We start from the raw sequence: 13,216 nt of genomic DNA on the forward strand, positions 1-13,216 counted from the left end.
GATCGGAAACCGTGCCTTCCCCCTTCACAGCGCGGCGAGTCCGTGAGACGCGAACTGCTCTCGCACGCGGTCGACCAGGTCCTGGTCCGGAGTGGGAACATCCGCGAGCGGGAACGGGAGGCCGAGTGCCGCGTACTTCGGGGCGCCCAGCTTGTGGAACGGCAACACCTCCACCCGTTCGACGGCGTCCAGGCCGCTGACGAACCGGGCGATGCCTTCGACGTTGTCGAGTGCGTCGGTGTAGCCCGGGACGAGCACGAAGCGTACCCACATCGGCTTGCCCAGGTCGGACAAGCGTCGTGCGAACTCCAGCGTGGGCGTGACCTCGCCCCGGGTCACGCGGCGGTAGGTCGCGGGATCCCACGACTTGATGTCGAGCAGGACGAGGTCGGTGTCGGCGAGCAGCGCGTCGGACGCGCGGGCGCCGAGGAAACCTGACGTGTCGAGTGCGGTGTGCAGACCGAGTTCCTTGGCGCTGCGGAAGACGGCGGAGGTGAAGCCCGGTTGCAGGAGGGGTTCACCTCCGCTGATCGTCATCCCGCCACCCGCCACTTCGATGAAGCGGCGGTAGTGCTCCATCTCGGCCGTGACCTCGTCGGCGGTCATGCGGTGGCCGTCGCGCATGTGCCAGGTGTCCGGGTTGTGGCAGTAGAGGCACCGCAGCGGGCACCCGCTCAGGAAGAGCACGAAGCGGGTGCCCGGTCCGTCGACCGCGGTGGCGATGTCCCACGAGTGGACCGACCCGGTGGTCACAGCGCCTCGTGGAACGTGCGGTTGATGACGTCTCGCTGCTGTTCGGGGGTGAGGCGGATGAAGTTGACCGCGTAGCCCGAGACGCGGATCGTCAGCTGCGGGTGGTTCTCCGGGTGTTCCATCGCGTCCAGGAGGGTCTCGCGGGTCAGGACGTTGGCGTTGAGGTGGAACCCACCGGCGTCGGTGTAGGCGTCGAGGACGCCCACGAGGTTGGTCACCTGTTCGTCCTTCGTGCGGCCGAGGCCGGTGGGGGTGATGGTGGCGGTGAGCGAGATGCCGTCCTGGGCCTGGTCGTACGGGAGCTTGGCGACGGACAGGGCGGCGGCGACGAGGCCGTGGTCGTCGCGGCCGTTCATCGGGTTGGCGCCCGGTGCGAACGGCTCGCCCGCGCGGCGGCCGTCCGGGGTGTTGCCGGTGTGCTTGCCGTAGACGACGTTCGAGGTGATGGTGAGGACGGACTGGGTGTGCACGGCGCCGCGGTGCGCGGGATAGCGCCGCACCTTCGTCATGAAGCTCTCGACGAGGTCGACGGCGATCGCGTCGGCGCGGTCGTTGTTGTTGCCGTACTTGGGGAAGTCGCCCTCCACGACGTAGTCGACGGCGAGACCGGACTCGTCGCGGACGACGCGCACGCGGGCGTCGCGGATGGCCGACAGGCTGTCCGCCACCACGGAGAGGCCCGCGATGCCGCAGCCGAGCAGTCGTTGGACGGGGTGGTCGTGCAACGCCATCTCGATGCGCTCGTAGGCGTACTTGTCGTGCATGGCGTGGATGATGTTCAGCGCCTCGACGTAGGTCTTGGCGAGCCAGTCGGTCATCCGGTCGAACGCGGCCCGCACCTCGTCGTACACCAGGTACTGCGTGGTGATCGGCGGGAACGCGGGCGCCACCTGGGCGCCGGTCATCTCGTCGCGGCCGCCGTTGATCGCGTACAGCAACGCCTTGGCGAGGTTGACGCGCGCGCCGAAGAGCTGCATCTGCTTGCCCACCTCCATCGCCGAGACGCAGCAGGCGATGGCGGTGTCATCGCTGAACCTCGGGCGGATCAGCTCGTCGTTCTCGTACTGGATCGAGCTGGTGTCGATGGACACCTGGGCGCAGAACCGCTTGAAGCCCTCCGGCAACCGGGGCGACCAGAGCACGGTGAGGTTGGGCTCCGGCGCGGGGCCGAGGTTGTAGAGGGTCTGCAGGAACCGGAAGCTCGTGCGGCTCACGAGCGGGCGGCCGTCGGATCCCATGCCGCCGATGGACTCCGTGACCCACGTCGGGTCGCCGGAGAACAGCTCGTCGTACTCGGGGGTGCGCAGGAAGCGGACGATGCGCAGTTTGATCACGAGGTCGTCGACGAGTTCCTGCGCCTCGCCCTCGGTGAGCGCGCCGTTGTCGAGGTCCCGCTGGAGGTAGACGTCGAGGAACGTCGAGGTGCGGCCGAGCGACATGGCAGCGCCGTTCTGCTCCTTCACCGCCGCGAGGTAGGCGAAGTACAGCCACTGGACGGCTTCACGGCCCGTGGTGGCCGGACCGGAGATGTCGTAGCCGTAGGTGGAGGCCATCCGGCGCAGTTCCTCCAGCGCGCGCGTCTGCTCGGCCAGCTCCTCGCGTTCCCTGATCACGTCCTCCGTGGACCAGAGCTCGTCGAGCGCGGCGCGTTCGGCCCGCTTCGCCGCGATGAGCCGGTCGACGCCGTACAGGGCGACGCGGCGGTAGTCGCCGATGATGCGGCCGCGCCCGTAGGCGTCGGGAAGTCCGGTGATGATCCCGGCCTTGCGAGCACGCAGGATCTCGGCGGTGTAGGCGTCGAACACGCCGTCGTTGTGCGTCTTGCGGTACCTCGTGAAGATGTCGCGCACGCTCGGGTCGAGTTCGAAGCCGTAGGTCGCGAGGCTCGTCTCCACCATGCGCAGCCCGCCCTGCGGCATGATCGCGCGCTTGAGCGGCGCGTCGGTCTGCAGGCCCACGACGATCTCGTGGTCGCGGTCGACGTAGCCGGGGGCGTGCGAGGTGATGGACGAAGGTGTGTGCGCGTCGACGTCGTAGATGCCGCGGGCGCGTTCCTGGACGAACATCGTCGTGAGTTCGTGCCACAGCGTGGTGGTGCGAGGGGTGGGCCCGGACAGGAACTCCGCACCGCCCTCGTAGGGGACGTGGTTGGTGGCGATGAACCCCCGCACGTCGATCGTGTCGCACCAGGGGCCGGGCGTGAAGCCCTGCCAGGCGGAGGTGGTGGTGCGGTCGGCGGTCGTCGTCATCGGATCTGCGCCTTTCCTGGTCGCGGGTGGAGTGGGGGACGTGGTCCGCTGGACAACGCGCTCAGCAGCACGACGACGCCCGCGACCGCCATGAGCGGCTGCAGCCAGCTGAAGGTCTGGATCAACGCGAGCTGGACGAGGATCCAGCCGATCAGCATCGCGCCGGCGCTCGCACCCGCGAGCCGCCACCACGTGCTGCTCCGAGCGCAGAGCCACGCCGTCAGCGTCATCGGCACCGCGACGACGAACAGCAACGCGATCGCGGCGAACACGGCGCTGTGGAAGGGAAGCCGGCTCGTCACGTCCCTGCCGAAGTCGATGGCGCCGATGAGCAACAGGCATGCTCCGGCCCACGCGCCCAACGCCACGACCGCGCTCAGCGCGAAGGTCGCCCGATGCTTGATCATCGAGGTGGTCACGTCAGCTCCGTTGCGCGAGGCGGTAGAGGAACAGGCCGGTGATGGCCGCCATCGTCGCGGCCATGAGGAGACCCCCGGACGCGCCGATGAGGGCGATCAGGGCGGTGGTCTGTCCCGGCTGCCACAGAGGGGTGGTGAACGCCGTGAAGACCAGCAGTCCCGCGGCCCAGGCGAGTGCGTTGGCCCAGATCCAGAGCGAGCTCCCGGGAACGTGTCGTCGCAGCACCAGCCATTGGCCCGTGCCGAGGGAGAGCAGGACGGCCGTGCCGGAGAGGGCGGCGACCGCCAGCACGGCGGGCAGCGGCAGGGAGTTCAGGCGTTCGCCGTTGTCCACGGCGAGCAGCGCGACGGCCCACGCGAACCCGGCGGCGAGCGCGCTGACGCCGATCCACGCCCCGGCTCGCAACACCGGGAAAGTGCGACGCAGGACGCTCCACTGCGCCGCACCCAGGACCGCGCCCTCGGCGACCCCCGCCAGCACGAGCACGGGTGCGGGAGCCGACAGCGCTCCGGCGAGCGCCGGGACGAGGAATCCCAGGAACTCGCCCGCGGTCACCCGCAGGAACCACACCCCGCGGAGGTCGCCGGTGGTCAGCTTGGTGCTCATACCTCAACGGTGCGCCGCCGGCGTCGCCGGACGCAGGGACGAAGGTCCTCACCTGACCGGTCCGCTGTTCCGTGTCGGCGCGGGGATCCGGTGAGCAGGGTGGGGACATGATGCGCATCGTGATCGCGGGCGGAGGGCTGAGCGGGGTGAGCCTCGCGGCCCACCTCGCCGTGGCCGACCACCGCCGGCCGGTGGTCGTGGTCGACGACGGGAGCCGGGACCTCAGGTCCAGGACGTGGGCGTCGTGGACCGACCGGCCCGGGCTGCTGGACGCGGCCGCGTGCCGGTGGTTCGACCAGGTCCGGGTGCACCTGAACGGGGAGACGAAGGTCGTGCGGCTGGGCGCCTACCGGTACCGGGTCGTGCGGGGCGGCGACCTCGCCGACGCCGTCGCGCGGCTCACGAACCCGTTGCGGCACTTCACCTCGCTGCGCGGGCACGTCGACCGGATCGAGCGGGACGGGGTGATCGTCGACGGCGAGCACGTGCGCGCGAAGTGGGTCTTCGACAGCGTGATCGGGCCCGGGTCACCACCGCCGGCGGACGCCTCGCTGGTCTTCCGCGGGTGGCACGTGCGCAGCGAGCGCGCTGCGTTCGACGCCGAGACACCGACGTTGTTCGACTTCCGCACGTCACAGCTCAACAGCGCGAGCTTCGTCTACGTGCTGCCCTTCGACGCGCACCACGCCCTCGTGGAGCACACCGCGTTCACCGCGCCCGGAGCGCCGGAATCCCCGTCAGACCAGGAAGAAGCGCTCGCCGAGTACCTGACGGAGGTCGTGCGGACAGGCGGTCACGAGGTGGAACGCGCCGAGCGCGCGGTCCTGCCGTTGCGCGCCGCACAGCCGGTGCGGGCCGGCGGCACGGTCCTGCGGATCGGTGCGGAGGGCGGCCTGCTCAAAGCCTCCACGGGGTTCGCCTACCAGCGGATCCAGCGCGACAGCGCGGCGATCGCGGACTCCCTGCGGCGCAACGGTCATCCGTTCGACCTGCCGGTGACACCGGCTCGGTTCAGGACGTTCGACGGCACGTTGCTCGACGTGGTGACGCGTGAGCCCGCCCAGCTGGAACGCGCGTTCGGCGCGCTGTTCCGGCGCCGCACCGCGGAGCCCGCGCTGCGGTTCCTCGACGAGGAGAGCTCGGTCGCGGGGGAGTGGCGGCTGTTCGCGGGCATGCCCGCGGCCCCGTACCTGGCGGCGGCACGGCGCAGGCTCGCCCACGAGGGCCGAACGGCCCCGGCCGAGTGGGGCCGTCCGCACTGACGGACGACGTGCGGCGACGGGATCGTCAACGACATGAGCGAAACCTCTCGTGAGCACGTCAAGGCACCGAACCCGCCTGTGGTGGTGGGGATCGACGGGTCGGCGTCGGCGCTGGCCGCCGCGAGCTGGGCCGCTGCCGGATGCGCGCGGCACCGCGCACCGCTGCGACTCGTGCACGGATACATGGTGCCCGCCAACGCTTATCCGGAGATGCTGATCATCGCGGACGAGACCCGGCGGGCGATGGAGGAGCAGGCGCGGGCCTGGCTGACCGAGGCGGCGGCCGCGGCCAAGGCCGCCGCACCGGAGGTGGAGATCACGACCGCGGTGGTGAGCTGCGGCGGCGCGGGACTGCTGATCGACGAGTCCGCGACCGCGCGCCTCGTGGTCGTCGGCTCTCGCGGGCACGGCTCCGTCACCGGGCTGCTCGTCGGTTCCACCGCGATCGCCCTGGCGGCGCACGGCCGGTGCCCGGTGGTCGTGGTGCGGGGCACGGCGGCGCCCGGCGGCCCGGTGGTCGTGGGTGTCGACGGCTCGCCGACGAGCGAGGCGGCCGTGGCGTTCGCGTTCGAGGAGGCGTCGGCGCGCGGTGCCGGGCTGGTCGCCGTGATGACCTCACAGGACTTCACCGTCGACAGCGCGTACAACATCTCGCGCATGGCGACGGACTGGGCGCAGGTGGAGGGGGACGGACGCCGTTTGCTCGCCCAGCGGCTCGCCGGGTGGCAGGAGAAGTACCCGGACGTGGAGGTTCTGCGTGAGGTGGTGCGCGATCGGCCCGCACGAGCGTTGATGCGCTACGGCGTCGACGCGCAGTTGCTGGTCGTGGGCAGCCACGGTCGTGGCGGGTTCGCGGGCATGGTGCTCGGTTCCACGAGTCAGGCCCTCGTGCACCACGCCCCGTGCCCGCTCGCGATCGTCCGCCCGGCGGGATGACGACGAGGACCAACGTCACCGCGCCGGCGTGGCCAACCGCTCTGCCGCACCGCGCGACCGAGTCACAGGCTCGATCACATGAACGCAGCGGATGTGATGACCAGCCCACCGGTTTCGGTCCTTCCCGGCACCGCCGTCCGCGAAGCCGCGGCCGTGATCGGTGACCGCGGGTTCTACGCCTTGCCGGTGGTGGACGAGGAGAACAGGGTGGTGGGCATCGTCTCCGGGGCCGACCTCCTGCTCGCGGGCACGGTTCCGGAGACCGCCGACGGCCCGGTGTCGCGGATCATGCGCGAGCAGGTGATCAGCGCCCCGATCACGGCCACGCCCGCCGAGCTGACCGCGACCATGCTGTCGAAACGCCTGCGGTGCCTGCCGATCGTCACCGAGGGGCACGTCCTCGTCGGGGTCGTCAGCCGCAGCGACCTCCTGCGCGTCCTCACCCCGGCCGACGCGGTGCTCGCGGCACGGGTGGAGACGGTGTTGCGCGCCTACCATCGCGATCCACAGTGGATGGTGGCGGTCGACGACGGCGAGGTGCGGGTGGCCGGGAGGTTTCTCGACGACGCCGAGCGCAGGGTGATCGAGGCGTTGGTGCGCACGGTGCCGGGTGTGCGGACGTCCGTCGTCGCGTCGTGATCGGGCGGCGGGACGAAAGTCCTGAGGTGGGCGGGCCTGCGGCCACTGACCGGCGCACCGCCCACCCGAGACGCTGAGACGCATGAGCGACGACGAACTCCGGCCGATCGTGGTGGGCGTCGACGGCAGTGCCGCGGCCAAGGCCGCGTTGCGCTGGGCCGTCGACCAGGCGCGGGTCCTGGAGTGCCCGGTGGACGTGGTCTCCGCGTGGCACGTCGATTACGCCGTGATGATGGGACCGATGCCCGTCGCGAGCGTGCCGGACCCGGCCGGCGTCGAGGCGGCGCAGCGCGCGGTGCTCGACGAGGCGACCGCGGGGGTGGACGTTCGGCGTGTGCTGGCGGAGGGCGACGCGGGCGACCTGCTCGTCAAGATGTCCCGCGACGCGCGGATGCTCGTGGTCGGCAACCGGGGCCGGAACCCGCTGGCGGAACTGCTGCTCGGCTCGGTCAGCTCGTACTGCGTGCACCACGCCACCTGTCCCGTCGTGGTCGTGAGAGCGGCCGAGCAGACGACACCGGCGACCACCCCGTGACGAGGCCACCATGACCACCGCTTCGAAACCGTCGACCTCGCGCAAGCTGACGGTCCGGCACGTCCGTGACGACGAGTTCGTCATCCGGCTGCGCGCGCACGAGCTGCACACCGACCAGCCGGACAGCGACCGGGCGATGTCCCCCGTCGAGCTGTTCGTCGCGTCGCTCGCGACCTGCGTCGCGCACTACGCCAACGTGTACCTGCGCCGCCACCACCTGTCGGCAGAGGGACTTCACGTGTGCGTGGAGTACCAGATGGCGGTGGACCGGCCGGCACGGGTCAGCCGGATCAAGGTCACCTCACACGTGGCGGAACGTCTTGAGCCGCAACAGAAGGCCGCGCTTCAGGCCGTCGTGAACCACTGCACCGTGCACAACACCCTCCGGCACCCGCCCGAGGTCGAGATCCGCGTCGAGGAGGACAGCTGTGAGCACTGAGAGAGCACCGATCGTGGTCGGTGTCGACGGAACGGCGGCCTCCGCCCTGGCCCTGCGCTGGGCGGTGGACGAGGCGACCGTGCGGCGGTGCCCGCTGCACGTCGTGAACGCCTGGAACTTCGAGCCGATGGTCGACTGGAACGAGACGAGCGCGCAGGAACGCCTCGGCCGTTCGGAAGAGCTCGTCGGGAACGCGCTGAGGGAAGCGCTGCAGGGCCGGGAGGAGAAGCCCGAGATCGAGCGGCGGAGCCTGCGCGGTGACGCGGCCGAAGTGCTGGAGGAGGCGTCCAAGGGCGCCGCGATGCTCGTCGTGGCCTCCCACACCGGCCACCGGTTGCGGCAGATCGTGATGGGCTCGACCAGCATGCACTGCGTGCGCCACTCGTCCGTGCCCGTCGTCGTGATCCCCGTGAACGAGCACGCCCCGGCCGGGCACGACGCTTCGTAGGAGGTTTCCGATGGCCACCGGCTCCCCGGTGCGGGTGCACGCGCGTGCAGCCGGTGGCGCGGCAGGTCTGAGCCCGGAGACGAGCTCTTCGCCGGCGGGCTGTTCCAGCCGGCGCGGGAGATCCCGACCGGCGCGTCGTCGCCCGCCGTGCCGACCTCGTCCGGGCACCGGGTCGTCGGCTCGTTCGTCTGAAGTGGACAGTCGGGGGTTCAGCGGGTCATGGCCCGGCGCAGCCACCACGCTCCGAGACCGAACAACACCACCGCGAAACCCAGCAGCACGGCCAGGTTCGGCGCGATCGAGAACAGGTCGCCGCCCTGCCGGGTGAGCACGTCGAAGCCGTCGTTGGCCCAGCCGTGCGGAGTCGCGAACGCCGCCGTGCGCAGCGTTGGACTGAAGAACTCCAACGGCACCATGCACCCGCCGAACGCCGCGAGGCCGAGACCGAGCAGGATGCCGAGCCCGGTGATCTGCTGCTGGGTGCGGCAGGCGGCCCCGAGCACCAGGCCCGCGGCGCCGGAGACGAGGGCGAAGGCGCAGAGCAACGCGCCCGCGCCGACCGGGTCACCCCAGCGGACGCCGAACAGCAGTGCCGACCCGGCGAGCACGATCAGCCCCTGCAGCAACGCGATCGCGACCCGGCCGAGCGCCTCGCCCGCCACGACGGCCCACGCCGGGGTCGGGGTGGCGAGCATCCGTCGCGTGACACCGAGGGTGCGCGCCTCGACCAACGCTGCCGCTGTGGTGAGCGAGTTGAGGAAAGTGAACACGAGGAGCTGGTTGGCCGCCCCGAGGTCGAACCCGGAGAAGTTCTCGGGGAACAACGCCGTCCCCGTGGTGCTCGTGCGCACCTCGACCGGTTCGACCCGGGTCGAGTCCACCGCGGACAGCGCCGTGGCCTGGTCGGTTCCCGCGTGCGCGGCGACGAAGCCGGCGGCGGAGAGGCGGTTCGCCTCCCGCGTCAGCGCCGACGTGACGAGCAGTCGAACCTGTTGACCGGCCTGGTCGGACCGCACGAGCAGCAGCGGCGCACCGGTGCCCGTCCGCAGGAGGCCCGCGCCGACCTCGCCGTGTTCGACGGCCGCGCGCAGTGAAGGTTCGTCCGCGAAGGCGCGCACCCGCACCGCCGGGTCGTCGCGCAGCACGCCCGCGTCGCCCGCCACGCCGACCACCGGTGTCCCGGCGCCGCCGAACGCGGCGCCGACGACGAACACCAGCAACAGGGGGAGTGCCACCAGGAAGAACAACCCGGTGCGGTCGCGCAGCGCGCGGTGCACGTTGTTCCACGCGATCGTCAGCACCTTCACGGCCGCACCACCTTCCGGAACAGCACGAGCGCGATCGAACCGGTCACCACCGCGAACGCGGTCATCGCCGCCGCGGCGGGCAGCACCGAGCCGCCGCCGGCGAGGTCGGCGAGGCCACGCAGGAACCAGTGGTGCGGTGCGATCGGACTGAGCTGCTCGAGCAGACCCCCGGCCTGTGCCACGGGGAAGAAGGCACCACCGAGCGCGCCGAGCACGATGGCCGTGATCGCCTGCCAGCCGCTCGCCTGCTCGGCCGTCCTCGCCGACGCCGCGACCACCGCCATCACGCCGGTCGCGGCCAGCACCCCGGTGACGACCAGCAGGGCCACGCCGGCGGGATTTCCCCAGTGCGCGCCCATCAGCAACGAGGTCGCGAAGATCAGCAGCGTCGTGCTGACCAGGCCGACCGCCACGCTGGTGAGGATCTTCCCGGCGAGGATCGACGACCGGCGCACCGGTGCCGCGAGCAGCCTCGCCAGCGTGCCCGTGCGGCGTTCGTCGAGCAGGCCGGTCACGCCGGACTGCACCGCGAAGAACAGGAAGAACACCGCCATCCCCGCCGCGTACCGGGTCTTCGCGTCGAGTTCGCGACGGGCCGTGGTGTCGGTGGCGACCGCGGTCTGCGGCAGCGCGGCGGCGGCTTCGACGGACAGCAGGGACGGATCGGTCGTCACTCCCGAGTGGACGGTCGCGGCGACGGCCACCCGCACCGCGGCCAGCCGGTCGGCGTACGACCCGGCGAGCGAGCGGGCGACCTGCGTCCCGGTCGGGGCGTCCACGTCGCCGACCACCTCGATCCGCGCGGCTCGACCGGCGAGCACGTCCTGCGTGAGCCCGGCGGGCAGCAGGAACGCCGCCGTGGCAGCGCCGTCGTCCACCAGGGCACGAGCCTCCTGCTCGGAGGAGACGGAACGGACCTCGATCGCGCCTGACGAGGCCGCCTGCCCCAGCACGTCCCCGGTGAACGTCCTCGCGATCTCACCGCGGTCGGAGTCGGCGACGACGTAGTGGAAGACCTCGCCGTCGGCGAGGTTGCCGAGCACCAGGCTGAAGATGCCCGCGAGTCCCAGCGGCAGCACGACGGCGAGCAGGTAGGCGGTGCGGTCGCGGGCCCGCTCGCGCAGGTCGCGGCCGGCGATCAGCAAGGCGTGGCGCATCGTCACTCCCGCAGGGCTTTGCCGGTGAGGTGCAGGAACACCGTTTCCAGGTTCGGTTCGTCGAACTCGGCCGCCCGCACCACGGCGCCACCGGTCGAGATGGCGGACAGCACCGCGGGAAGGGCTTCCCGCGCGTCGTCCACGACCAGCTCCAGACCGTGGCCGTGCGCCGACACCCCGTGCACGGACGGCACCGCGCCCGCCACCGCGGCGGCGCGCGCGAGGTCGCCTTCGAGCTGCAACGAGATCCTGTCCCGTTCGCCGAGCCGTTCGACCAGTTCGCGGCGGGTGCCCTCGGCGACCAGGCGGCCGGAGTCGATGACGCCGACCCGGTCGCACAACCGCTCGGCCTCCTCCATGTAGTGCGTCGTGTAGAGGACGGCCATGCCCCCGGCCGCGAGTGTCCGGACGTTCTCGATGATCTGGTTGCGACTCTGCGGATCGACGCCCGCGGTCGGCTCGTCCAGCACGAGGAGCTTCGGCTCGTGCAGCAGCCCGATGGCGACGTTGAGGCGCCGCTTCATCCCGCCGGAGTACTCGCGGGCGAGGTCGTCGGCGCGGTCCGCCAGCCCGACGACGCCGAGCACGTGCTCGACCCGGCTCCTGGCCGCGCCGTGCAGGCTCGCGAAGAACCTCAGGTTCTCGCGGCCGGTGAGGTCCGGGTACAGCGCCAGCTCCTGGGGCACGTAACCGACGAGGCGTTTGGCGGCGACGGTGCGCGTGGACATCGGCACACCGGCGACCACGACCTCGCCGGCGTCTCGCTCCAGCACGCCGGTGATCATCGAGATCGTGGTCGTCTTGCCCGCGCCGTTCGGCCCGAGCAGGCCGTAGGTCTCGCCCTCGCCGATGGTGAACGACACGTCGTCCACCGCGAGCACGTCACCGAACCGGCGCCTCAGGCCGGAGCATGAGAGGACCGTCATGGCGTGCTCCCTCCAGCGGTACGACGACCACGGGGCATCGGGCGTGCCGCAGGCAGTACTCGGTCGTAGGGCTCAGTACGGTCACCCCGGACTGGCGGTGACCGTGTTCGCCGATCACGAGCAGGTCCGCGTCGGCGGAGCGCTCGACGAGCACGGGGCCGGGCACGCCGTGCGGAACCTCCTGCTCCAGCCGCGCGCCCTCCTCGGTCGCTCCCAGCGCGGCCACGGCCTCCGCGAGCCGGTGGGCGTGGGCCTGGGCGGAGGCGGTGTCGTCCGACGAGGAACCGAGCCGGCAGACGGACAGGGCGTGAACGGTCGCGCCGGTGCGTTTCGCCTCCCGCACGGCCCAGGCCAGCGCCGCCTTCGCGGCCGGTGAGCGGTCGACGCCGACGACGATCGTGGACGGGGGCTTCATGTGCGGCTCCTCGTGGTGGTCGGTGTGATCAGCGTGCCGATGCGGGGGCGTGGTCGCGCAGGGCCGTTCGTCCCGTCTGACCCGTGCCGGCCGGCGGCAGTCCACTGAGGACGGGTGGGAGGGTGGTGAAGAGACTTTGTGCCCTGGGACCGGCCGCCGGGCAGCGGAACCCTGGACGGTGGAGGTGGGACCGTGAACCAGAAGCCGATCGCCCGAGCCCTGCGTCAGGCGTTCCCGGGTCGCAACGAGCTCGCGACCGCGGGCGATCGGCTCGAGGGAGCGTTGCTGGCCCTCGTCGTCGCGGTCGCGGTGCTGGCGGTGCCGGTCGCGGCTGCCGCTGGGTCGGAGTTCCACGCGCGCCAGCGGGACCGGGTCGTGAGCGAGCAGGACACCCGGTGGCCCGCCGAGGCCGTCCTCCTCGAGAACGCGGCCGCGCCCCAGCGGGTCGACGATCGCGGCACGGTCCTGGAGACCACACCGGTCCCGGCCGAGTGGAGGGCGCCGGACGGCGAGACGCGCCAGGGCGAGGTGCAGGCCCACCACGGCGCGCCGGCGGGGTCCACCGTGCCGATCTGGGTCGACCACGACGGTGTGGTGACGCCGCCGCCCCTGTCGCGCTGGGGTGCCCTCCTCAACGCGATCGGGCTGGCACTGGCGGTCTGGGGCGGTGCGACCGCCGTGACCGCGGTGCTCTACGCGCTGACCCGGTTCGCGCACACTCGGTCGCGGCGCCGCCGCTGGGAGCGGGAGTGGCGGCAGGTGTCACGCGACGGGACCGTCCGCTGACGCATGCCGTGCCTTGAGCAGCCGCAACGCGACGAACAGCGCCGCGACGGCGACCGTGCCCACGGTGGCCATCAGGCGGTTCACGTCGATCGCGGGCTCCCAGCGGACCTTGCCGTCCTTGATGACGAAGGCGCCCACGGGCTTCGCGTTGACACCGAAGCCGCCACCCTCTCCCTCCTGGCCCTTCTCGTCCCGTCCGGTGCCGCCGCCCGCACCTCCGGCGAGCGCCGCGGCGACGATCACGGTGATGCCGTCCTTCTCGTACGGCTCGGCGTAGACCTTCTTGGCCTGCAACGAGTCCTTCGTCTTCGAGATGAGTTCGTCGACCTTCACGGTTC

16 protein-coding genes are annotated in these 13,216 nt (G+C 71.7%); 7 read left to right on the forward strand and 9 right to left on the reverse strand.

Annotation, left to right across the window (positions count from 1 at the left end; all coding sequences use genetic code 11):
- Window positions 1-24: 24 nt before the first annotated feature.
- Genes pflA through QSK25_RS17410 form a run of 4 tightly spaced genes read right to left on the reverse strand, consistent with a single transcriptional unit; the run spans window position 25 to window position 4,028 of the window.
- Window positions 25-753 carry a pyruvate formate-lyase-activating protein gene (gene pflA, locus QSK25_RS17395; RefSeq protein WP_285639508.1) on the reverse strand — a complete coding sequence of 243 codons (729 nt, stop codon included), beginning with the start codon at window positions 751-753 and terminating at the stop codon, window positions 25-27.
- Window positions 750-3,002, reverse strand: a complete 2,253-nt coding sequence (pflB, locus tag QSK25_RS17400) for a formate C-acetyltransferase (protein ID WP_285639509.1) — start codon at window positions 3,000-3,002, stop codon at window positions 750-752. The genes pflA and pflB overlap by 4 nt, the downstream gene beginning before the upstream one ends.
- A complete protein-coding gene (locus QSK25_RS17405; RefSeq protein WP_285639510.1) occupies window positions 2,999-3,421 on the reverse strand; it encodes a hypothetical protein in 423 nt (140 codons plus the stop codon). The genes pflB and QSK25_RS17405 overlap by 4 nt, the downstream gene beginning before the upstream one ends.
- A 1-nt stretch (window position 3,422) precedes the next feature.
- On the reverse strand, window positions 3,423-4,028 hold the full coding sequence (locus QSK25_RS17410; protein ID WP_285639511.1) for a hypothetical protein: 606 nt from the start codon (window positions 4,026-4,028) through the stop codon (window positions 3,423-3,425).
- Between the two features lie 107 nt (window positions 4,029-4,135).
- Here QSK25_RS17410 and QSK25_RS17415 point away from each other — a divergent pair, with 107 nt between their 5' ends.
- The 6 genes from QSK25_RS17415 (at window position 4,136) to QSK25_RS17440 (ending at window position 8,287) form a co-directional block, all read left to right on the forward strand.
- Window positions 4,136-5,290: a lycopene cyclase family protein gene (locus tag QSK25_RS17415; RefSeq protein ID WP_285639512.1), complete on the forward strand. Its 1,155-nt coding sequence runs from the start codon at window positions 4,136-4,138 to the stop codon at window positions 5,288-5,290.
- 33 nt (window positions 5,291-5,323) lie between these two features.
- A complete protein-coding gene (locus QSK25_RS17420) occupies window positions 5,324-6,226 on the forward strand; it encodes a universal stress protein (RefSeq protein ID WP_285639514.1) in 903 nt (300 codons plus the stop codon).
- Window positions 6,227-6,304: 78 nt separating this feature from the next.
- The gene (locus tag QSK25_RS17425) at window positions 6,305-6,865 is read left to right on the forward strand and encodes a CBS domain-containing protein (RefSeq protein WP_285639516.1); all 561 of its coding nucleotides are present in this window, start codon (window positions 6,305-6,307) and stop codon (window positions 6,863-6,865) included.
- Between the two features lie 82 nt (window positions 6,866-6,947).
- Window positions 6,948-7,400: a universal stress protein gene (locus tag QSK25_RS17430; protein WP_285639517.1), complete on the forward strand. Its 453-nt coding sequence runs from the start codon at window positions 6,948-6,950 to the stop codon at window positions 7,398-7,400.
- Window positions 7,401-7,410: 10 nt separating this feature from the next.
- Window positions 7,411-7,839 (forward strand): OsmC family protein, encoded by a 429-nt coding sequence (locus tag QSK25_RS17435; RefSeq protein WP_285639518.1) that lies wholly within the window; start codon window positions 7,411-7,413, stop codon window positions 7,837-7,839.
- Window positions 7,829-8,287: a universal stress protein gene (locus QSK25_RS17440; protein ID WP_285639519.1), complete on the forward strand. Its 459-nt coding sequence runs from the start codon at window positions 7,829-7,831 to the stop codon at window positions 8,285-8,287. The genes QSK25_RS17435 and QSK25_RS17440 overlap by 11 nt, the downstream gene beginning before the upstream one ends.
- A 209-nt stretch (window positions 8,288-8,496) precedes the next feature.
- On the opposite strand, the gene QSK25_RS17445 is transcribed toward QSK25_RS17440, so the two are convergent.
- From QSK25_RS17445 to QSK25_RS17460, 4 genes are read right to left on the reverse strand one after another with little or no spacing between them, the layout of a single operon-like run.
- Window positions 8,497-9,594 (reverse strand): ABC transporter permease, encoded by a 1,098-nt coding sequence (locus QSK25_RS17445; protein WP_285639520.1) that lies wholly within the window; start codon window positions 9,592-9,594, stop codon window positions 8,497-8,499.
- The gene (locus QSK25_RS17450) at window positions 9,591-10,751 is read right to left on the reverse strand and encodes an ABC transporter permease (RefSeq protein ID WP_285639521.1); all 1,161 of its coding nucleotides are present in this window, start codon (window positions 10,749-10,751) and stop codon (window positions 9,591-9,593) included. The genes QSK25_RS17445 and QSK25_RS17450 overlap by 4 nt, the downstream gene beginning before the upstream one ends.
- Window positions 10,752-10,753: 2 nt before the next feature.
- Entirely contained in the window at window positions 10,754-11,677 is a 924-nt protein-coding gene (locus QSK25_RS17455; protein WP_285639523.1) for an ABC transporter ATP-binding protein, read from the reverse strand.
- Window positions 11,634-12,092 (reverse strand): universal stress protein, encoded by a 459-nt coding sequence (locus tag QSK25_RS17460; RefSeq protein WP_285639525.1) that lies wholly within the window; start codon window positions 12,090-12,092, stop codon window positions 11,634-11,636. Before QSK25_RS17460 ends, QSK25_RS17455 begins: the two co-directional genes overlap by 44 nt.
- Window positions 12,093-12,284: 192 nt before the next feature.
- Here QSK25_RS17460 and QSK25_RS17465 point away from each other — a divergent pair, with 192 nt between their 5' ends.
- Window positions 12,285-12,878 carry an Rv1733c family protein gene (locus QSK25_RS17465; protein ID WP_285639527.1) on the forward strand — a complete coding sequence of 198 codons (594 nt, stop codon included), beginning with the start codon at window positions 12,285-12,287 and terminating at the stop codon, window positions 12,876-12,878.
- On the opposite strand, the gene QSK25_RS17470 is transcribed toward QSK25_RS17465, so the two are convergent.
- Entirely contained in the window at window positions 12,855-13,211 is a 357-nt protein-coding gene (locus QSK25_RS17470; protein ID WP_285639528.1) for a spore germination protein GerW family protein, read from the reverse strand. The two genes, QSK25_RS17465 and QSK25_RS17470, sit on opposite strands and share 24 nt — an antisense overlap.
- Between the last annotated feature and the right edge of the window lie 5 nt (window positions 13,212-13,216).

Source organism: Lentzea sp. NBRC 102530 (genome assembly GCF_030269365.1).
Classification (GTDB): Bacteria; Actinomycetota; Actinomycetes; order Mycobacteriales; family Pseudonocardiaceae; genus Lentzea.

Excerpts from the sequence above, each read along its gene's own strand:
- pflB (WP_285639509.1), bottom strand. The coding sequence starts at position 3,002 with ATGACGACGACCGCCGACCGCACCACCACCTCCGCCTGGCAGGGCTTC.
- QSK25_RS17410 (WP_285639511.1), bottom strand. The coding sequence starts at position 4,028 with ATGAGCACCAAGCTGACCACCGGCGACCTCCGCGGGGTGTGGTTCCTG.
- QSK25_RS17415 (WP_285639512.1), top strand. The coding sequence starts at position 4,136 with ATGATGCGCATCGTGATCGCGGGCGGAGGGCTGAGCGGGGTGAGCCTC.
- QSK25_RS17420 (WP_285639514.1), top strand. The coding sequence starts at position 5,324 with ATGAGCGAAACCTCTCGTGAGCACGTCAAGGCACCGAACCCGCCTGTG.
- QSK25_RS17425 (WP_285639516.1), top strand. The coding sequence starts at position 6,305 with ATGAACGCAGCGGATGTGATGACCAGCCCACCGGTTTCGGTCCTTCCC.
- QSK25_RS17430 (WP_285639517.1), top strand. The coding sequence starts at position 6,948 with ATGAGCGACGACGAACTCCGGCCGATCGTGGTGGGCGTCGACGGCAGT.
- QSK25_RS17435 (WP_285639518.1), top strand. The coding sequence starts at position 7,411 with ATGACCACCGCTTCGAAACCGTCGACCTCGCGCAAGCTGACGGTCCGG.
- QSK25_RS17450 (WP_285639521.1), bottom strand. The coding sequence starts at position 10,751 with ATGCGCCACGCCTTGCTGATCGCCGGCCGCGACCTGCGCGAGCGGGCC.
- QSK25_RS17455 (WP_285639523.1), bottom strand. The coding sequence starts at position 11,677 with ATGACGGTCCTCTCATGCTCCGGCCTGAGGCGCCGGTTCGGTGACGTG.
- QSK25_RS17460 (WP_285639525.1), bottom strand. The coding sequence starts at position 12,092 with ATGAAGCCCCCGTCCACGATCGTCGTCGGCGTCGACCGCTCACCGGCC.